Source organism: Spirosoma flavus (assembly GCF_054778555.1).
The window spans coordinates 582117-601518 of sequence record NZ_BAAGZL010000004.1 but is presented as its reverse complement, the minus strand read 5'-3'; the positions used below and the strand labels follow the sequence as shown (position 1 = coordinate 601518).

The 19402-nt window shown below is 49.0% G+C and carries 16 protein-coding genes; 13 read left to right on the top strand and 3 right to left on the bottom strand.

Annotation, left to right across the window (positions count from 1 at the left end; translation table 11 throughout):
- Positions 1–3: 3 nt before the first annotated feature.
- Positions 4–774, bottom strand: coding sequence for a glucose-1-phosphate cytidylyltransferase (gene rfbF, locus ACYVF1_RS22740; RefSeq protein WP_461083175.1), 771 nt, complete (start codon positions 772–774; stop codon positions 4–6).
- A 278-nt stretch (positions 775–1052) separates the two neighbouring features.
- Between rfbF and gcvP the strand changes: the two genes are divergently transcribed.
- The 3 genes from gcvP to ACYVF1_RS22725 all read left to right on the top strand — a co-directional run bounded on the left by gcvP (position 1053) and on the right by ACYVF1_RS22725 (position 6973).
- Complete coding sequence (gcvP, locus tag ACYVF1_RS22735) at positions 1053–3959, top strand: aminomethyl-transferring glycine dehydrogenase (protein ID WP_461083173.1); 2907 nt, start codon at positions 1053–1055, stop codon at positions 3957–3959.
- 155 nt (positions 3960–4114) lie between these two features.
- A complete protein-coding gene (locus tag ACYVF1_RS22730; RefSeq protein ID WP_461083171.1) occupies positions 4115–6109 on the top strand; it encodes an OmpA family protein in 1995 nt (664 codons plus the stop codon).
- A gap of 126 nt (positions 6110–6235) precedes the next feature.
- Complete coding sequence (locus ACYVF1_RS22725) at positions 6236–6973, top strand: tryptophan-rich sensory protein (protein WP_461083169.1); 738 nt, start codon at positions 6236–6238, stop codon at positions 6971–6973.
- Here ACYVF1_RS22725 and ACYVF1_RS22720 read toward each other — a convergent pair.
- Both ACYVF1_RS22720 and ACYVF1_RS22715 read right to left on the bottom strand, forming a co-directional pair.
- Positions 6970–7455 carry a GyrI-like domain-containing protein gene (locus ACYVF1_RS22720; protein WP_461083167.1) on the bottom strand — a complete coding sequence of 162 codons (486 nt, stop codon included), beginning with the start codon at positions 7453–7455 and terminating at the stop codon, positions 6970–6972. The two genes, ACYVF1_RS22725 and ACYVF1_RS22720, sit on opposite strands and share 4 nt — an antisense overlap.
- Before the next feature lie 76 nt (positions 7456–7531).
- Entirely contained in the window at positions 7532–8257 is a 726-nt protein-coding gene (locus ACYVF1_RS22715) for a YqjF family protein (RefSeq protein ID WP_461083165.1), read from the bottom strand.
- Positions 8258–8509: 252 nt separating this feature from the next.
- On the opposite strand from ACYVF1_RS22715, the gene ACYVF1_RS22710 reads away from it, so the two are divergent.
- The 10 genes from ACYVF1_RS22710 to ACYVF1_RS22665 all read left to right on the top strand — a co-directional run bounded on the left by ACYVF1_RS22710 (position 8510) and on the right by ACYVF1_RS22665 (position 19302).
- Positions 8510–9274: a DeoR/GlpR family DNA-binding transcription regulator gene (locus ACYVF1_RS22710; protein ID WP_461083163.1), complete on the top strand. Its 765-nt coding sequence runs from the start codon at positions 8510–8512 to the stop codon at positions 9272–9274.
- Between the two features lie 6 nt (positions 9275–9280).
- Positions 9281–10699, top strand: coding sequence for an L-fucose/L-arabinose isomerase family protein (locus tag ACYVF1_RS22705; protein WP_461083161.1), 1419 nt, complete (start codon positions 9281–9283; stop codon positions 10697–10699).
- An 18-nt stretch (positions 10700–10717) separates the two neighbouring features.
- Positions 10718–11605, top strand: coding sequence for an alpha/beta hydrolase (locus ACYVF1_RS22700; protein WP_461083159.1), 888 nt, complete (start codon positions 10718–10720; stop codon positions 11603–11605).
- 13 nt (positions 11606–11618) lie between these two features.
- Positions 11619–13205: a DUF1593 domain-containing protein gene (locus ACYVF1_RS22695; RefSeq protein WP_461083157.1), complete on the top strand. Its 1587-nt coding sequence runs from the start codon at positions 11619–11621 to the stop codon at positions 13203–13205.
- A gap of 74 nt (positions 13206–13279) precedes the next feature.
- The gene (locus ACYVF1_RS22690) at positions 13280–14107 is read left to right on the top strand and encodes a transketolase (protein ID WP_461083155.1); all 828 of its coding nucleotides are present in this window, start codon (positions 13280–13282) and stop codon (positions 14105–14107) included.
- Complete coding sequence (locus ACYVF1_RS22685; RefSeq protein ID WP_461083153.1) at positions 14104–15138, top strand: nucleoside hydrolase; 1035 nt, start codon at positions 14104–14106, stop codon at positions 15136–15138. Before ACYVF1_RS22690 ends, ACYVF1_RS22685 begins: the two co-directional genes overlap by 4 nt.
- Before the next feature lie 13 nt (positions 15139–15151).
- Entirely contained in the window at positions 15152–16114 is a 963-nt protein-coding gene (locus ACYVF1_RS22680; protein WP_461083151.1) for a transketolase family protein, read from the top strand.
- 74 nt (positions 16115–16188) lie between these two features.
- Complete coding sequence (locus ACYVF1_RS22675) at positions 16189–17607, top strand: DUF1593 domain-containing protein (RefSeq protein WP_461083149.1); 1419 nt, start codon at positions 16189–16191, stop codon at positions 17605–17607.
- A 100-nt stretch (positions 17608–17707) separates the two neighbouring features.
- Positions 17708–18652, top strand: a complete 945-nt coding sequence (locus ACYVF1_RS22670; protein ID WP_461083147.1) for a substrate-binding domain-containing protein — start codon at positions 17708–17710, stop codon at positions 18650–18652.
- Positions 18649–19302 (top strand): DUF2291 domain-containing protein, encoded by a 654-nt coding sequence (locus ACYVF1_RS22665; RefSeq protein ID WP_461083145.1) that lies wholly within the window; start codon positions 18649–18651, stop codon positions 19300–19302. Before ACYVF1_RS22670 ends, ACYVF1_RS22665 begins: the two co-directional genes overlap by 4 nt.
- Positions 19303–19402 lie beyond the last annotated feature (100 nt).

The following is a 19402-nucleotide window of genomic DNA, read 5'->3' as shown; positions in this document are numbered from 1 at the left end:
AGCTTACCAGATTTTCCAGTCAGCAGTGCCTGAGTTCCAGGCGGTTTCGAGTTCAAGTTTATCACGTAACGTATCCATTGGTTTCCAGAAACCGTAATGCCGGAACGCCATTAGTTCGCCTTCGGCCGCGAGGGTTTCCATCGGATAACGTTCCCAGGTGGTGCTATCGCCTTCAATGTAGTCAAATACATCGGGCTGGCAGACGAAAAAGCCGCCGTTAATCCAGGCACCGTCACCTTTAGGTTTTTCCAGAAACGAACGCACGCCTTCCGCTTCACTCACATCGAGCGCCCCAAAGCGAGCCGACGGCTGAACGGCGGTTAGTGTACACCTTTTCCCATGTTCCTGATGAAAAGCGACCAGCTTTGTAATATCGACATCACCCACCCCATCGCCGTAGGTTAACATAAAAGGCTCGTTTCCAACGTGATGGCGAATTCGTTTGATACGTCCACCCGTCATGCTGTCTTTACCCGTATCGACCAGCGTAATTTTCCAGGGTTCGGCGTGCGAGTCGTGAATCTGTATCTGATTCGTGCTTAAGTCAATCGTTACGTCGGACTGATGCAGAAAATAATTGGCAAAATATTCCTTGATGATGTAGCCCTTGTAGCCCACGCAGATAATAAACTCATTGTAACCGTGCGCCGAATAGATTTTCATGATGTGCCATAGAATCGGCATACCGCCAACTTCGACCATGGGTTTGGGCTTAACGACTGTTTCTTCACTCAGGCGAGTGCCCAGTCCGCCGGCAAGAATCACAACTTTCATGAATATGGGTAAAGGTCAAGGGTGAAAAGAAATCTATCATAAACCCGCTTAACAAATATCATGCGAGGTTTTGAGTTGATCGCCCAAATGACGATATTTTTTTAATAGGCTCCCACAGGCTCTGGCTATGGGTTGCCTTAATAATTGTTTAGTTAGTCCCTATCACGACTCCAACAGCCAGAACTTGTCGGGGCCAAATCTTCCAGAACGTATCGGCGAATCGCACATTTTGGCGTAAATTTGGGTTTCCATCCAAACGAACACGCGGGTTTCCCAAGATGAAATTAACGCTTCAGCAGACAGACATCTTCGAAGATCGTCACCACGGTCAAACCGATGCGGCTCAGGCCGATATGCTCAAAACAGTTGGTGTCGACTCGCTCGACCAGCTTATCGAGCAAACCATTCCACAAGCTATTCGACTTGAGAAATCGCTTGATTTACCGGCTCCCAAATCAGAAATGCAGTTTCTGACGGATTTTAAAAAGCTGGCCGGACAGAATAAAGTTTTTAAATCGTACATCGGCGCGGGTTATTATGATACCATTACGCCGAATGTCATTCTACGTAACATTCTGGAAAACCCGGCATGGTATACGGCCTACACGCCTTATCAAGCTGAAATTGCACAGGGGCGTCTCGAAGCCCTGTTGAATTTCCAGACGGTTGTATCGGATCTAACGGGGATGGATTTAGCCAACGCATCGCTGCTTGATGAAGCGACCGCAGCCGCCGAAGCCATGCACATGCTGTACGCGCTACGTCCAGCCGCAAAGAAAAATGCGGCTACATTCTTTGTATCAGAACGCTGCCATCCGCAAACCATCGACGTAGTAATAACGCGGGCCATTCCACTGGATATCAACGTAGTAATTGGCGATCACCAGAGCGTAGACCTGACTAGCGAGGGTATCTTTGGTTTGTTGCTCCAATATCCAGCATCCGATGGTGCTGTGTTTGATTATACTGATCTGATTGCCACAGCTCACGAACTGAATATCAACGTAGCAGTTGCCGCCGATTTGCTAGCGCTGACACTACTGACGTCGCCCGGTGAAATGGGTGCCGACGTAGTGGTTGGTTCGTCGCAACGGTTCGGCGTTCCAATGGGTTATGGTGGCCCACACGCTGGTTTCTATGCTACGCGCGACGCTTTCAAACGGCAGATTCCGGGTCGGATTATTGGGGTATCTCAAGATGCCGAAGGTAAGCCCGCGCTACGTATGGCGCTTCAGACCCGCGAGCAGCATATTCGTCGGGAGAAAGCTACGTCGAACATTTGTACGGCGCAGGTTTTGCTGGCCGTAATGGCAAGTAGCTATGCCGTGTATCATGGCCCAAAACGGCTTCGTGCGATTGCTGAGCAGGTTCATGGGCTTACGAAAGCATTCGCTACCGCGCTACGTTGGTGCGCTCATGAAGTCATTACGGAACAGTATTTCGATACAGTCACGATTCGCGTGGACGACGTAGAATCGCTGAAAAAATCGGCTAAGGCAGCTCAGGTAAACTTGCGCTATCTTCCTGATGGCGAACACGTCAGCGTATCGTTCGATGAAGCAAAGACGCTTCATGACGTAAGCGAATTGCTGACGGTTTTTGGTGTGAAAGCTGACATGGACGCTATACTAAATGAGCTTGAAATCACCTGGCCGGAAGCGCTCGTCCGCCAGTCGGATTACCTGACGCATCCGGTGTTTAATACGCACCATACGGAGCACGAAATGCTACGTTACCTGAAATCGCTCGAAGAAAAAGACCTGTCGCTGGTGCATTCGATGATTTCGCTGGGAAGCTGCACCATGAAACTCAATGCCACGGCAGAGATGATTCCTGTTACGTGGCCGGAGTTCGGAAAACTGCACCCATTTGCGCCTAAAGATCAGACGCTTGGGTATCAGCAACTATTCAGTGATTTGAACGACTGGCTTTGTGAAATTACCGGATTTGCGGCCATGTCGCTACAACCGAATTCTGGGGCTCAGGGCGAATATGCGGGTCTGATGGTGATTCGGGCGTATCACGAAAGCCGGGGCGACAGTCATCGGAACGTATCACTGATTCCTCAGTCGGCCCACGGAACTAACCCGGCCAGCGCGGTTATGGCGGGGATGAAAGTCGTGATTGTGAAGTGCGACGAGCGGGGCAATATCGACGTAGCGGACCTGAAAGCCAAAGCTGAACAATATAGCAATGAACTGTCATGTTTGATGGTTACGTATCCATCGACCCACGGCGTATACGAAGAAAGCATCAAGGAAATCTGCGCGACCATTCACGAACATGGCGGGCAGGTATATATGGATGGTGCCAACATGAACGCGCAAGTTGGTTTGACCTCGCCCGCTTCAATTGGCGCTGACGTTTGCCACCTGAATCTGCACAAAACGTTCTGTATTCCTCACGGTGGCGGTGGTCCTGGTATGGGTCCGATTGGCGTGGCTTCGCAACTGGTTCCGTTTTTACCATCAGTGGTTCCTGCTATTCAAAAAGCGAATCCAACGTCATCAGCCGAAGGTACAAGTCTGCTCATTTCGGCTGCTCCGTACGGGTCGGCCAGCATTCTGACCATTTCGTATGCGTATATCGCGATGATGGGTGGGGATGGGCTAACGAATGCAACAAAACGCGCCATTCTGAACGCGAACTATATCAAAGCGCGGCTCGAAGGCCATTTTGATACGTTGTACACCGGCACAAATGGTCGTTGTGCGCACGAGATGATTGTCGATTGCCGTCCTTTCAAATCGTCGACTGGCGTAGAAGTGGAGGACATTGCCAAACGCCTGATGGACTACGGTTTCCATGCGCCAACGGTGTCGTTCCCAGTGGCTGGTACATTGATGATCGAGCCAACGGAATCCGAATCCAAAGCCGAACTTGACCGTTTCTGCGATGCCATGATTGCGATACGTAACGAAATTCGCGAAATCGAGAATGGCGCAGCTGATCGCACCAGCAACGTACTGAAACACGCTCCGCACACGGCATCGGTTGTGATTAATGATGAGTGGAATCGTCCCTACAGTCGCGAAAAGGCTGCTTATCCACTGCCGCAGGTTCGCGCGCGGAAATTCTGGCCAAGCGTGAGCCGTGTCGATTCAGCATACGGCGACCGAAATCTGGTTTGTGCCTGCGTACCGGTAGAGGCTTATGCCGAAGAAGCCAGCGAAGTTGCTCAGTAAGATAGTCTAACGTAACATGGCCCGATTAGTGAACTAGTCGGGCCATGTTACGTTATAAACTGCTCAATATTTAGGGGATTCCATTCGTTAAAAGTAATACCCGCTCAAATTTGCGTTATCTTGGGCGCGGAATTACTTTCTGCTCAATTATCTCTATGAAAATCAATACGTTGTCGGTGCTACTGGTGGCGTTGAGTCTGGCCCTCGGACTGAGTGGCTGTAATTCGGCTATGCAGGCTTATAAAAAAGGCGTCCGTCATTTCGACGCTGGTGAATATAATCTTGCCCTCACCCAGTTTCAAAAAGCGAATACGGGTACTATCGACCAGGCCCGACTCAATTACTACGTAGCGGAATCGTACCGTCTGTCGAATCGCTTTGGTGAGGCAGCTCCGTTCTATCAGAAAGCCATTGAGGCCAAAACTACTGAACCAGACGCTCACCTGAATTACGCGTATGCACTGAAGTCGCAGGGCAATTACGGCGCTGCTTTGGAGCAGTTACAGCAGTACGTTGCCAACGCGCCAAAAACCACGGCAAAGCCTACGCTCGATAAGGCCAAACGCGAGGTAGAAACGCTGAAAGCCATTGACATCATTTCGAAAAACAAGTTGCTCATTACGTTGAAAAACATGGGCAATCTAAACTCGACCGGTGCCGAATTTGCGCCTGTGGTACGTGGTGAAGAGCTGGTGTTTACGGCGTCGCGGAAAGAAACGACGTACAAGAACAACGGTCTGCCGATGCTAGGTCTGTACAAAACCAAGTTGAATCAGAATCCTGACGAAACGGGTACGACGCCTGCTCCCGAACCATTCAGCAACAACGTATTTCAGGGCGATGTGAACGAAGGTACCCCGGCTTTCACAAAAGACGGCAAGACGATGGTTTTTGCGCGTGGAAACAATGGTAAACGGAAAGGTGGACTTGATGTTGATTTATTTATCAGCCGTTTAGGCGATGGTAACGTGTGGAGCCAACCACTACGTTTGCCAATCAGCGACTCGACTGCCTGGGACGGTTCGCCCGCTTTTTCAGGTGATGGGAAAACGCTTTATTTTGCTTCGAACCGTGCCGGTGGAGCGGGTGGCATTGATTTATATCGGACCAGCATCGACGCTTCGGGACGTTTCAGTCGCCCGGTTAACATGGGCCGCGATATCAATACACCGGGCGATGAGATGTTTCCATACGTAGCACCAAATGCCAAGCTTTATTTTGCGTCTGACGGCCATCCTGGTTTAGGGAAACTGGACATTTTTGTGGCAACCCGTTCGGGAGGTGTTACGCGGGTTGAAAACATGGGGCAGCCCATTAACTCTGCTTCCGATGATTTCGGTTTAATTTATACCGACCCCAATAAAGGCTTTCTGGCTTCAAACCGGCCAGGTGGTAAAGGCGATGACGATATTTATTACTTCCAGGAAGGTATAACGCCCGAAACACCAACGGTTGCCCAGAATCCGCCTGCCGATGCGCCAAAAACGGTACGTTATTTCCTGGCGGGAACGGTTTCTGCCAACGAAACGCCAGTAACCCCGCTCGATTCGGCGCAGGTACGCATTCTGGATGATGCTACTGGTCAGCCAATTGCAGAAGTCGTAACGGGTCAGCCCGGTACGTTTGGTAAATATCCGCTTGTGGAAGGTAAAGATTACACGATTCTGGCGCAGCGAAAAGGCTATCTAACCCGTCGGGAAGCGTTTACGATGCAGGGAAAAAGCATTCCACAGATATTCCTGACCAAACCGCAAACGGATACGACCTTTACGGTAGATATTTTGCTCGACAAGGCAACGCTCAACAAAACGTTCGTACTCGAAAATATTTACTACGATCTGGATAAATACAACATCCGTCCAGATGCCGCGGTTGAGCTCGATAAATTGGTGGCGATTCTACAGGATAATCCGACGTTAAAAATCGAATTGGGTTCGCACACGGATACACGCGCCAGCGATGCTTATAACCAGAAACTGTCACAGAATCGGGCGAAATCAGCGGTTGAATATATTGTTTCGAAAGGAATTGCCGCCGATCGTTTGACGTATAAGGGCTATGGCGAATCGGTGTTAATCGTCAAGAACGCTAAAACCGAAGAAGAGCACCAACGCAACCGACGGACCGAATTTAAAATTCTGGAGTTGTAACAAGCGCTTAATAACATTCTCAAATCCCATTAGTTGATAGCCGTATCAGCTAATGGGATTTGTTATATGCAGCAGGATAAACCGAGACAAATTCTGGTCGTAATCAGCGTTATAGCAATGATTACAATGAATTATCTGTCAAATGCAGGAGCATTCGGAGGAAAAACGAATGGTGATATTTCAGACAAATACCATACCTTAATCACACCAGCGGGTTATGCTTTTGCCATCTGGGGGCTTATTTTTCTGGGTCTGCTGGCTTTCGCCATATATCAGGCTTTACCATCCCAACGTACCAATCCACGTTTCCGATTAATTGGCTGGTGGGTTGTGCTCAATACAATCTGTAATGGCATCTGGAGCCCACTGTTCAACAACGAACGCATCGGTCTGGCTTTGGTGGTTATTCTGGTAATGCTTTTCTCAGCAGCCGTTATTGAGCAATACTTGCTCGCCCGCCCGAACGTACCACTTATTCCGATTGACCCCGACGCTACGTTACCCGAAACGACGGCAACCGCTACCGAAACCTGGCTGGCACGCATACCTTTCTCCATTTACTTTGGCTGGCTGACAGTCGCGACCATCCTGAACGTAGCCGTTTATCTAAAAGCATCCGACTTTTCGCTCATGGGTTTAAGTGAATCGACCTGGGCGCTAGGCGTACTAATTGTGGGGCTAGTTGTTGGTGCAATTGTTTTTAATCGGTTTCGTTCGATTGCTTACATATTGGTATTTGCATGGGCGTACATTGCTATCGCTTTGGAACACCAGCTTACTAAACCAATTATGTGGACCGCTTTTGCCGGAGCTATCATAGCGATTGGCTTAGCCGTTGGAAATCTTAAAAAAGCAGTCGTTTAAACCAGTTCAATCTGAATCTCCGTCACGCAATTCTCCTGATTCTCAAAATCAATGACAGTATATACCTCGCGAACGTTGCCATTGCCCTGATAACCATCCCGATAGAATTGAGTAAATAGTATTTTGTATAGTTCAGCGAAATCGCTCCAGGGTCCTGCATAGGTGTAGGCCGCGCAACGAAAGGCGGGAAACGTTTTGTAGGGAAATTCGGTAGAAAACTCGCCAGCCAGGGCGATGGGTAAGGCAATTTCCAGTTGAAATTCATGGTTTTCGTCGCCACTGCTTCCTGTGTAAATCCAATATATTGGGCCAGATACGTCGAGGTTAAGTCGACTGGCTTCAGCATAAAGATCTTCAGCAACAGTACGCACGTATTGAGCGAGCGTACGTAACGTAGTGCGCCTGGTAAACGTGAGCGCCGTGAAGGGAAGCGTTTCCTGAATGGATAAAGCCTTTTCGGGAATCGACAGTTGTGTTGTCATGGTTATTGGTATTAATGAATGACCACAACAAAGGTCGACCGACGTAGTGACAGCGGTGTGTCAGCAGCGAAACAGATTATCGATAAATTTTGCCGGCAATACGTACCGATACAGGCGAGCCGTCGGCATAAAAGACGGAGACGGGTGGTTTTGTCAAAAAAGGAGTGAATTCCTGCCCATATAATTCCGCTACGTCGGCATCCAAAAATGCATCACGAACCTCAGCAATTTTCCACGTAACGTGCTCTACCTGATATTCATGCGTAGCCGTTTCGCTCAGTTTGTTATATCCCCAATAGTGTTCAAAAATGAATGCCTCAGCGCCATCGGGCGGCATGTCTTGTAACGCAGTGAGAACGGTTCCGCCCAGCGCATTCCAGCGGCCTTTATGCTTCCATTCATAACGTATCAATTTGCTGTCTGGGTTTGCATCCTGAATCGTGTGACGCATTGGCATTGAGCTATATCGTTCATGATACAATACGTTGGCCACGGTGGCAATGATGGGGCGCGGAACAATTTCGCTGATGAAAACAACGCCCCGTTTCCACTCTTTTCCATCGAAACGACGAACGTAGAAGCGAAGATTAACTTCCTCAAAGTTGACATGCCACGGCCATCGTATACCCAGTACTTTCGTGTTGAGAAACCGAAAACCAACCATACTAACCAACGCTTTTCCTTCCCATAAGTCCAGTTCGGTAGCGGGCGGCAAATGAGGTATCAGTACGTCTGTTGGTACTTCATAATTGAGCATAAGCAGGTTACGCCACTCTGCACTCAGAAACGTTCGCTTTTCCATGCTACAATTTATGACCGTTTGAGCAACGTAATAATATTCTGGCTGAAAATACAACTTCTAAAGGCGTTATATTTTCTATTTTTTGTTTATTTATTATTTTTTCTTTCTTTTGTTTTCGAATTAAAGGTTCTCACCTTAAATATATCCAAATTTAGTAGCCTATAGATGCTATTGATTTGCATTTAAGAGTTTAAAAATTAGAAATTCGTCTATTTCTTGCAAAAAATAGAAACCAATCGAAAAATCTGAGTTATGCTGGCGAATCAACGGCGGGATAAAATTCTCGAACTACTTAAAGAAGACGGCTCGGCTAAAGTTACTGAACTGGCGAAACTATTTAAGGTAACCGAGGTTACCATTCGCCAGGATTTGGAAAAACTCGAAAAAGATGGGTTGGTGATCAAAGAACACGGCGGGGCATATCTGAAAAATATTGAAGATCAGGTACGTACCTTGTCGCTGGGCAACCAGGAGAATATGGCTCGAAAAGAATTGATCGCCAGAAAGTGCCTGGAATTCATTGAGTTTGGCGACACAATCATTCTTGACTCCGGCTCTACTACGACGGAGATCGCTAAAAAACTGCGGGGGTACAAAAACCTGACGGTGATTACTAACGCCTTGAACATTGCATTCATTCTGGGTGCCGAACCGGGTATTGAAGTCATTATGACGGGTGGCGAATTTAAGCCTCCTACCCTATCACTGACGGGTCAAAAAGCTGCCGATTTTTTCAAAGGACTCAACGTGCAGAAGTTGTTTCTGGCAACGGCGGGCATTTCGCTCAAGTCGGGGCTTACGTATCCGAGTATCAGCGATTTAGTGGTAAAAAAAGCCATGATCGATGCGGCCGATATTACCTATCTAGTCGCTGATTCCACCAAAATGGGCAAAAGCGCGCTGGCTAGTTTAGGTGCCTTGTCGCTGATCGATTACATCATTACCGACCCCGGCATCGAAGAGAAACACAAGCAGGTTTTTCGCGACAACGAGATTGAACTCATTATAGCTAACTAATTACCTATGACCCCGAAACCGAAAGGCCCTGTTACATTAGGCGTCATCATTGGAAACCGCGATTTTTTCCCCGATAAACTGGTTGGCGAATGTCGCGCCGACCTACTGGATGCTTTCCAAAAAGCAGGCATTAACCCCGTTATGCTGCCCGAATCGGCCACGAAACTTGGTGGCGTTGAAACGTTTCAGGAAGCGCAAAAATGCGCCGAATTGTTTCGCCAACATGCCGACGAAATTATGGGCGTTCTGGTTGTACTGCCCAATTTCGGCGACGAAAAAGGTATTGCCGAAACCCTAAAACTGGCTCGATTAGACGTACCGGTGCTCATTCAGGCGTATCCCGACGACTTAAATCGGCTGGACGTAGCGCGTCGGCGGGATGCCTGGTGCGGAAAAATTTCGGTCTGCAACAATTTCTATCAGTTTGGCATTAAATACTCGCTGACAACCAAGCACGTAGTACATCCCTCCGACCCTAGCTTTGAGGCTGATCTAAAGAATTTCATAGCCGTTTGCCGGGTTGTCAAGGGGCTACGTAACGTCCGGATTGGTGCCGTTGGCGCACGGCCGGGAGCGTTCAACACGGTACGTTACAGCGAAAAGATTCTGCAACGTAACGGTATTTCGGTAGTCACCATCGATCTGTCGCACATTCTGGGTTTTGCCAATAAACTGACAAAGGATGATCAATCGGTTAAAGATCGGCTAGAAGCGATTAAAGCGTACACACCTACCGGCCGCACACCGGACGACAAACTCGTTCAAATTGCCAAGCTGGACGTAGTACTCAACGATTTCATGCAGGAACACGCGCTCGACGCTACGGCCATTCAATGCTGGACGTCGTTGCAGCAAAACTACGGCTGTAACGTTTGTACGAGCATGAGCATCATGAGCGAGAACATGCTGCCGAGCGCGTGCGAGGTGGACGTAACAGGAACCCTCAGCATGTATGCCATGCAACTAGCATCCGGCTCGCCGAGTGCCTTGGTGGACTGGAACAACAACTACGCCGACGACGAAAACAAATGCGTACTCTTCCACTGCGGCAACTGGGCCAAGTCTTTCCTGCCTGATATTGAGATCAGTACGGCCCCGATTTTAGGCACGACCGTTGGCGAAGAAAATACGTTTGGTGCACTCGCAGGTCGCACTCCGGCTAATCCATTGACGTTCGGACGTATCAGCACCGACGACCCGAAAGGTATTATGAAAGCTTACATCGGAGAAGGTATGTTGACCGACGACCCACTCAATACGTTCGGCAACCGGGCTGTGGCTCAGATTAATAACCTGCAAGGGTTAATGCAGTACGTCTGCCGAAACGGGTTTGAACACCATGTCGTGATGAACGCATCCAAAACGGCGGGCATCCTGAAAGAAGCCATGGAAAACTACATGGGTTGGGAAGTGTATTCGCATTAGTTCTAAACAAAATCAGACGTGAGAGCACTTTTCATTTTTTGTTTCCTGCTATCAGGGCTGGTTCAGGCTCAGCAAAAGGAGGTACGTATTTACGATGGCCCTGCACCGGGTTCCGAAAAGTGGAATTGGGAAGAGAAAAAGAATAATAAGAATTCCATCAAGCTGGTGACAGTTTTTAACGTAGTGAACCCGACGCTTACCGTGTTTCCGGCTGATCCGACGGTTGCCAACGGTACGTCGGTCATTGTCTGTCCGGGTGGTGGTTTTCACTTTTTATCAATTGATAATGAAGGGAACGACGTAGCAACCTGGCTCGCCAAAAAAGGCATTACCGCTTTTGTGCTGAAATACCGCACAGCTCATATCAACACCGACGACCCGTTTGCCGACATGATGGCCGGGATGAACGGCCCACGCAAAGCTGAATGGGATGCCGAGAATAAAGCCACAATCCCTCTGGTGATTGCCGATGGTAGGGCTGCCATTGCTTACGTTCGCAAACACGCGGCTGAATACGGCATCGCTCCTGATCGGATTGGTATTGTCGGCTTTTCGGCGGGTGGTACGGTTACGGCTTCGTCGGCATTTAATTATTCGGCGGAAAATCGCCCAAATTTTGTCGCACCCATTTACGCGTATATGCCCGCTACGTTACAAGGTACCGTCGCGGCCGATGCACCGCCGATGTTTATCGTTTGTGCGTCTGACGATCAGTTGAATCTGGCTCCGCATAGCGTTGATTTATACAGTAAATGGCTGGCGGCCAAGCATCCCGTCGAAATGCACATGTATGCTAAAGGTGGACACGGCTTCGGTATGAACAAGCAAAACATCCCAACGGATCACTGGATTGAGCGATTTGCGGAGTGGATGGAGCAGCAGGGATTTATGAAATCCAAACAATAAATCAGACCCGGATATGAAACACAACGTAACGCTCGTCTGTCTGGGTTGCCTGATTTATTTCGCTACGTCTACTTCTTTGCGGGCACAGCAACTTTCCGTTAAGCAGGTACGGCCACGTATCATAATTACAGCGGACCCGGAATTAGACGACAATAACTCATTGATCCGGTTTCTGCTCTACAGTAGCGACCTGGACATTGAAGGGCTCATCTATGCCAGCAGTCAATTTCACTGGACCGGCGATGGGAAAGGAACAAAGTGGTTCGTTCCGGGAAGGGAATACAACCGTTTTGGCTTAAAACTGTGTCCCTGTGAGTCGTGGCGATGGACTAAAGATGAACACTTTATCCACGATGCTGTCGAAGCGTATACAAAAGTGTACCCGAACCTGAAAGTACACAACCCCAATTATCCGCTTCCGGCAGAACTCAAGTCAAAAATCCGCTACGGAAACATTGAATTCGACGGTGATATCTCCAAAGATTCGCCGGGTTCGGATTTGATTAAATCGTTGATACTGGATGATAAACCGGGGCAACTCTTTATTACTGCCTGGGGCGGAGCAAGCACGATTGCCCGCGCGCTCAAATCCATTCAGAATCAATACGAGTACACTACGCAGTGGGAATCCATTAAAAAGAAAATAGCGCGAAAAGTAGTACTGCTACCCTCTGGTGATCAGGACGATACGTATGCAACCTACATCAAACCAAATTGGCCGGAAATTGAGTACCGACAATTTAGAGCCGGCCCAAATTATGGATATGGCGCGCAGTTGAACGCTAAACCTGAGAATGCTCCATATGTAACTGCATCCTGGATGAAGGAAAACGTATCGGACCGTGGCCCCTTAGGCTCCATATACCGAGTTTGGGGAGATGGTAAACAGATGGTGAAAGGCGATATCATGGATTATTTTGGCATAGCAGGCAAGACTACGGAGGAGCTAAAGAAAATGGGCTATGTGGTCTGGATGCCGGTGCAGGAGAAAGGTTCCTGGCTAGGCGAAGGTGATAACCACACGTTTATGAATATGCTAGGCAATGGCTTGCGGGCTTACGAATCAAGCAGTTATGGCGGCTGGGGTGGCCGTGGAATCGGTGGTAAGGAAGCAGTGGGATTTTCGTTCGGAGTATCGCCAGATACAAGTGCCAACGCCATGGCAACTTCGCTAAGCACCTTAAATAATAGAGCAAAGGAATCGGATTACCCTAATTTCTTTCCCCAAGCCCAACGTGATTTTGCGGCCCGTTTGAAATGGTCGGTTACGCCTAAATACGCCGACGCCAATCATGAACCGGTTGTAAGAGTCGAAGGACCATTAACAGTAATGGCTTCTGCCGGTGATAAAATACGTCTGAACGGGGCCGTTTCCGACCCGGATAAAAATGCAGTATCCATCAACTGGTGGCAGTTTCAGGTAGGCAGCTATCCGGGCCAGGTGGTTATCTCAAATCCGACGTCGGCGCAGGCAGAAGTGCAGATTCCAAAGGATGCTGTGGGTGGTCAAACGATTCATCTCATTCTTGAAGCAACGGATAATGGAACGCCAGCGCTCACCAAGTATCAACGAATGATTATCACAGTGCGAACTAAATGATTTTTGAACCGGGCTTGGTAGCAAGTAAGACCAACGCACCTCCAAAAATCTGACCTGAATACAACTTAAAACATATGATTGTCAACGAATTATCTCAGAAATCGGTGCAGTATCGCCGAAACATTCTGAAATACATAGTCAAAGCTAAGGCCGGACATACGGGCGGAAGCTTGTCCTGCATCGACATTCTGAACGTGTTGTACAACAACGTATTGAATGTCAGCCCGGAAACCTTCAGCTCGCCCACCCGCGACCGGTATATCCAAAGCAAAGGCCATACGGTAGAAGCGCTCTACGTAGTACTGGCCGACCGCGGTTTTTTCCCTGAATCTGATCTGGAAACGTTGTGCCAGTACAAGTCACACTACATCGGCCACCCAACTCGCAAAGTAGCTGGCGTTGAGCAGAATACCGGTTCGCTGGGGCACGGACTTTCGCTCAGTGTTGGTACGGCGCTGTCTGCTAAGTTAGACGACCTAACGTATCGCGTCTTTACGTTGCTGGGCGACGGTGAACTGCCCGAAGGCTCGAATTGGGAAGCGGCTTTGCTGGCGTCGCATTACAAGCTGGATAACCTCTGTGCCATTGTCGACAAAAACGGACTGCAAATCGCCGGACCGACCGCCGAAGTGTGCAACACAGACCCTCTCGATCAAAAGTTTGAAGCTTTCGGATGGGCCGTTCGTCACGTAGATGGACATGATTTTACGGCACTTACTGAAGCGTTTGATGCGCTACCGTTTGAGCAAGGAAAACCAAGTCTGATTATCGCACATACGGTGAAAGGAAAAGGCGTCAGTTTTATGGAAAACCAGGTTAAATGGCACCACGGCGTACCGAATGCCGAACAATACGAACAAGCGTTGGCCGAGTTAACCCCTGAATTAGCAAACTCAATATGATACATAACGTATTACTCTGTCGCCCAAGCTATTGGCTTGGCTTGCTAATCTGCCTAACGACTTCGTTCGCTACGTTCGGACAGTCGCAGGGGCTAGCCAGCGTTCAGCCCCGTATGCGCGTAATTGTAGACAATGATTTTAGTGGTGATCCTGATGGTTTGTTCCAGTTAGCGCATTTGCTGCTATCACCTTCCGTAGAAATTCGGGCCATTATTGGGTCGCATCTGCGCGTGGGCGACGGTTTTGATCGTTCTACCACACAAGCTGACAATGCCGCCAAAAAAGCGCGGGAGGTTCTTCAAGTAATGAACGTAACAAAGAACATTCCGGTCTTCGCGGGCTCGAACACGGCGATGCCAAATGACAGTACGCCCGTAAAAAATGAAGCGGTCAACTTCATCATTCAGGAAGCACTACGTACCGATACCAAACAGCCGCTCTACGTAGTGTGCGGGGCCGGACTTACGGAAATCGCGTCGGCTGCGCTGACTAATCCACAGATTGCCGACAAACTAACACTTATCTGGATCGGCGGTCCTGAGTATAGTGAGCTAGCCCTGCCCCCACCGGGCTACTCGGAAGTTGAATACAATCTCAATATCGATCAGGCAGCAGCTCGGTCGGTTTTCAATCGGTCGGCGCTACCGATGTGGCAAATACCCCGAAACGTCTATCGCCAATGCCTGCTGTCATATGCCCAACTGCTGACCAAAGTGAAACCACGCGGAAAAACTGGTGCTTATTTGAGTAATACGCTGGAAACTTTAATGGCACGCATTCAACAGTTTATCAACATCGGAGAAACTTACATTCTCGGCGATAGTCCACTGGTGCTACTCACGGCCTTACAATCGTCATTTGAACCAGATCCCTCTTCTAGCCAGTACGTAGTGCGGCAGTCACCCCGTATCAATCAGGCCGGTACGTATGCACACAACCATAAGGGGAGACCAATACGAGTCTACACCTATCTGGATACCAACCTAATGTTTGCCGATTTTTTCGCCAAACTAGAACTGATGAACCCCTAACGTAGCAGACCCGATGGGAGAAGTAACCACTGTTTTATCGAATTCAACAGCCCTAGCTAATCTGGACGTCTTTTCAGCCACGCTCCAGACGTTAGCCGAAACTGACCGAAATCTGCTGGTCGTTACCAGCGATTCGCGGGGGTCGGGGAAGTTGGTGCCTTTTGCACAGAAATACCCGAAGCAACTTATCGAAATTGGAATTGCCGAACAGAATCTTGTAGGCGTAGCCGCTGGTCTGGCCTCAACCGGGAAGAATGTGTTCGCCGTATCGCCCGCCTGTTTTCTCACGGCTCGTTCGTTTGAGCAGATCAAAACCGACGTAGCCTACTCAAATAATCCGGTTCGCCTGGTGGGTATTAGCGCGGGGGTTAGTTATGGCGCTTTAGGTTCGACGCATCACAGTCTACACGATTTTGCCGCGCTACGTGCCGTCCATAACCTGACAATTGTTGTTCCTGCCGACAATTTCGAAACGGAACAAGCCATCCGGCAAGCCGCTCAATCAGCAACGCCTGTCTATCTGCGATTCGGTAAAAAACCAATGCCATTATTATCCGAAGAAAATCAGGATTTTACGGTTGGAAAAGGACGTATCATTCACGAAGGCGACGACGTAGTACTGATCGGAACGGGTGAAACTGTCTATCCCGCGCTTCAGGCAGCCCGACAATTGGAAGCCAAACATGGCATTCACGCAACGGTGGTTAGTATGCACACGATCAAGCCGTTGGATTATGAACTACTGGCGAACGTAGCATCCAAAGGCTGCCCAATTCTGACCGTGGAAGAGCATAGTGTATTTGGTGGACTAGGGGAAGCCTGCGCGTCGTTTTTGTTGCAGAACGGTTTTCGCAATCGTTTCAAAATCATGGGCATTCCCGATGAATATACCGTAACCGGTTCGCAGGTAGAAATTATGACTCACTACGGTTTATCGGAAGATGGCATTGCGAAAGAAGCATTGACGATTTTGTAGAGACCGGTCCGCCGTTGCGGAGGCATGCCGCGTATCAGCGGAACGGTCTTTACAATAAACACACAATTACCTCAATGAAACCTTTATTCACCTTATCCATTACGTTCCTTCTATCGCTTTTCGCGATACATAGCCATGCCCAGCAGTCTCCTCAAAAACTGCGGGTTCTGGTACTGACTGACATTGAAAACGAACCCGACGACGCCCAGTCGCTGGTACGTTTCCTGACGTATGTGAATCAATGGGACGTAGAGGGATTGATTGCTACTACGTCCGTTCACCAACGTAACAGGGTTGCGGCCGAGCGGATTCGGCGGATTGTCGAAGCCTATGGTAAAGTACGTAGCAACCTGCTCCTGCACGAAAAAGGTTATCCCGAAACGGCCTATTTGCTAAGCGTTATCAAACCAGCTATTCCAAAATATGGCATGGACGCCGTTGGGCCGGGTAACGATTCGGAAGGGTCGGAACACATTATTGCCGTAGTTGACAAGAAAGATGATCGGCCCATCTGGATTCCGGTTTGGGGCGGAGCGAACTGTCTGGCGCAGGCACTCTGGAAAGTACGACAGAATCGCACACCTGAAGAAGTTGACAAGTTCGTAGCGAAACTTCGGGTGTACACAATTTCCGATCAGGACGACTCTGGACCGTGGCTGCGCAAGACCTTCCCGAACCTATTTTATATTGTCAGTCCTGGCTTCCATTCTCTCGGTGGCTATGAACCCTCCACCTGGCGGGGTATCAGCGGAGACGTATTCCCTTACGCGCCGGGTTTCGCAGGGCCTGATTCCAACATTGTAAATAACACCTGGCTGGATGCCAATATTCGCAAAAATCACGGTCCGCTAGGTGCTGAGCATCCGCATACAGAATACATCATGGAAGGTGACACGCCCAGTTTTTTCAATCTGATCAACAATGGCTTAAGCGATCCGGAACATCCAAACTACGGTAGTTGGGGCGGTCGGTATGAACTCTACACGCCCCGAACCCGTAAGTGGTTCCTAGAACCCGAAACCCGCCCCATCTGGACCGATGCGGAAGATCAGGTAAAGGGTATTGATGGCGGCTGGTATGCGAGTAACAAAGCGACCATCTGGCGGTGGCGGCAGGCATACCAAAACGATTTTGCCGCCCGCATCGACTGGACTATCAAACCATATAAAGAAGCAAACCATCCACCGGTTGCAAAACTGGCTCATGCGAATGAACTAAAGGCCAAAAGCGGAGAAGCTGTTACGCTCAGTGCCGAAGGATCGACTGACCCAGATGGAAACGAGTTGACATACGAATGGATCTATTACTCGGAAGTAGGATCCTACTCTGGCCCCCGATTACCTAAGGTTAGCAACTCGCAGCAAAAAGTAGCTTCGTTGACTGCGCCGAAAGTTTCAAAGCCCGAAACGATGCATTTCATTTTGGCCGTAACGGACAAAGGCGTTCCAGCGCTGACCCGGTACCAACGCGTGATATTGACAGTAATGCCGTGATATTTTGTTAATCTAGCTTTTGTCATCCCGACGCAGGAGGGATCTTAAGTCATACTATTACCGAAGATCCCTCCTGCGTCGGGATGACAAAAACTAGCTCATGACTAGCCAACGATTTATTTTCCTTTGGTTTATTTCCTTGCTCCTGACCAGCAGTTGCACAAATAAGACCGATTCTGGCCAGCCCAAAAAAGTAGCAGTAATTGTTTCCACGCTGAACAATCCGTGGTTTGTGGTGCTGGCAGAATCCGCAGCTGCTGAAGCCAAATCACTTGGTTATGAAGCTAAAGTTTTTGATTCTCAGAATAATCCATCATTAGAAGCAGATCATTTCGAGAATGCGATTGTGTCGGGATTTAACGCGATTCTGCTCAATCCAACGGATTCAGACGGCTCCATCGTAAACGTCCAGAAAGCCAAAGACGCTGGGATTCCGGTATTCTGCATGGACCGGGAAGTTAACTCGTCGAAGGTTGCTACGTCGCAAATATTGTCTGATAATTACTCCGGCTGCGTCTCCATCGGGGAGGAATTTGTGAAAGACCTGAATAAAAAAGGGGCCTACGTTGAAATCCTCGGCATGGTGGGCGATAACAACACGTGGAATCGCTCGAAAGGCTTTCATAGCGTCGTTGATCGGTATCCGGGGCTGAAAATGGTGGCGCAGCAAAGCGGAGATTTCGACCGAAACAAAGCGATGGACGTACTTGAATCCATTTTACAGGCGCATCCCGACATCAACGCGGTGTTTTGTGGTAACGATGCCATGGCAATGGGCGCGTATCAGGCGCTGGTGGCGGCTGGGAAAGCGAAGGAAGTGGGTGTTTATGGATTCGACGGGGCCGACGACGTAATGAATTCCATCCGCGACAAAAAGATCAAGGTAACTGGCCTGCAATCTCCACAGACAATGGCTAAAACAGCCGCTCAATTTGCCGATACGTATTTCAAAGGCAAACGTGATTTTGCCCAACGGATTCCGGTTGCGGTTGAACTGGTTACGCAAAAAACAATCGACGACTACGAAACCCCTGCCAAACCATGAACGCCAGTATCGCTCGTCGGAAAACTCGTACTAACCTCTGGAAATACGTAGCTGGCGCTGTCATAGCCCTGCTCCTAGCCCATAACTCGGTCTATTTCAAAAAACTAGACGAAGTAAAAGCCGCTGGTAGCGCTGGGTCAGGAAAATTTGATGCTGCTACGTATGCACAAACCTTCTGGAGAACGAAACTGATTCCTTCGCTGCCCAATGCCGCAACAGATTTAGCCACCCTCCTACCCCTGCTGAAAACCGATAAAGACAAGGCTTTTACTACGTATTCGCAGGCGTTGGGCATTGGCAACATTCGGTATTTTCTGGTCAAAGGTGAAGGTACCGTAACCGCCGTCAATGACAATGACGTTACGTTGTCGCTAACCTCCGGCGAAACGGTACGTCTGGCGACCGAGTACATTTTTGGTAATGCCGCCCGTGATGCGTCGGGGCTGATCAAGATTACAGAATTCGATAATACAACCGACCTAAACAACGTGTCAGCAGCCATTAACGATATCGTCCGAAAAGACGTAATACCACCCTTGAAAGTGGCAGCGAAACCCGGCAAAAAACTACAATTTATAGGAGCTATTGAGCTGAACCGGGCGCATTTGCACCTGGAGAATATGGAGGTGATTCCGATTTTGGTTAATTAAACCCCTAATACGTTTTGTCATTCCGACCGGGATGCGGAGTCGAAGGAGGAATCTTAAAGTCTCCAGGCACTCAGGTAAGGATGGTTTAAGATTCCTCCTC

Bases quoted from the DNA above. Each gene is read 5' to 3' on its own strand.
- rfbF (WP_461083175.1), bottom strand. From the start codon at position 774: ATGAAAGTTGTGATTCTTGCCGGCGGACTGGGCACTCGCCTGAGTGAA.
- gcvP (WP_461083173.1), top strand. From the start codon at position 1,053: ATGAAATTAACGCTTCAGCAGACAGACATCTTCGAAGATCGTCACCAC.
- ACYVF1_RS22730 (WP_461083171.1), top strand. From the start codon at position 4,115: ATGAAAATCAATACGTTGTCGGTGCTACTGGTGGCGTTGAGTCTGGCC.
- ACYVF1_RS22725 (WP_461083169.1), top strand. From the start codon at position 6,236: ATGAATTATCTGTCAAATGCAGGAGCATTCGGAGGAAAAACGAATGGT.
- ACYVF1_RS22720 (WP_461083167.1), bottom strand. From the start codon at position 7,455: ATGACAACACAACTGTCGATTCCCGAAAAGGCTTTATCCATTCAGGAA.
- ACYVF1_RS22715 (WP_461083165.1), bottom strand. From the start codon at position 8,257: ATGGAAAAGCGAACGTTTCTGAGTGCAGAGTGGCGTAACCTGCTTATG.
- ACYVF1_RS22710 (WP_461083163.1), top strand. From the start codon at position 8,510: ATGCTGGCGAATCAACGGCGGGATAAAATTCTCGAACTACTTAAAGAA.
- ACYVF1_RS22705 (WP_461083161.1), top strand. From the start codon at position 9,281: ATGACCCCGAAACCGAAAGGCCCTGTTACATTAGGCGTCATCATTGGA.
- ACYVF1_RS22695 (WP_461083157.1), top strand. From the start codon at position 11,619: ATGAAACACAACGTAACGCTCGTCTGTCTGGGTTGCCTGATTTATTTC.
- ACYVF1_RS22690 (WP_461083155.1), top strand. From the start codon at position 13,280: ATGATTGTCAACGAATTATCTCAGAAATCGGTGCAGTATCGCCGAAAC.
- ACYVF1_RS22685 (WP_461083153.1), top strand. From the start codon at position 14,104: ATGATACATAACGTATTACTCTGTCGCCCAAGCTATTGGCTTGGCTTG.
- ACYVF1_RS22680 (WP_461083151.1), top strand. From the start codon at position 15,152: ATGGGAGAAGTAACCACTGTTTTATCGAATTCAACAGCCCTAGCTAAT.
- ACYVF1_RS22675 (WP_461083149.1), top strand. From the start codon at position 16,189: ATGAAACCTTTATTCACCTTATCCATTACGTTCCTTCTATCGCTTTTC.
- ACYVF1_RS22670 (WP_461083147.1), top strand. From the start codon at position 17,708: ATGACTAGCCAACGATTTATTTTCCTTTGGTTTATTTCCTTGCTCCTG.
- ACYVF1_RS22665 (WP_461083145.1), top strand. From the start codon at position 18,649: ATGAACGCCAGTATCGCTCGTCGGAAAACTCGTACTAACCTCTGGAAA.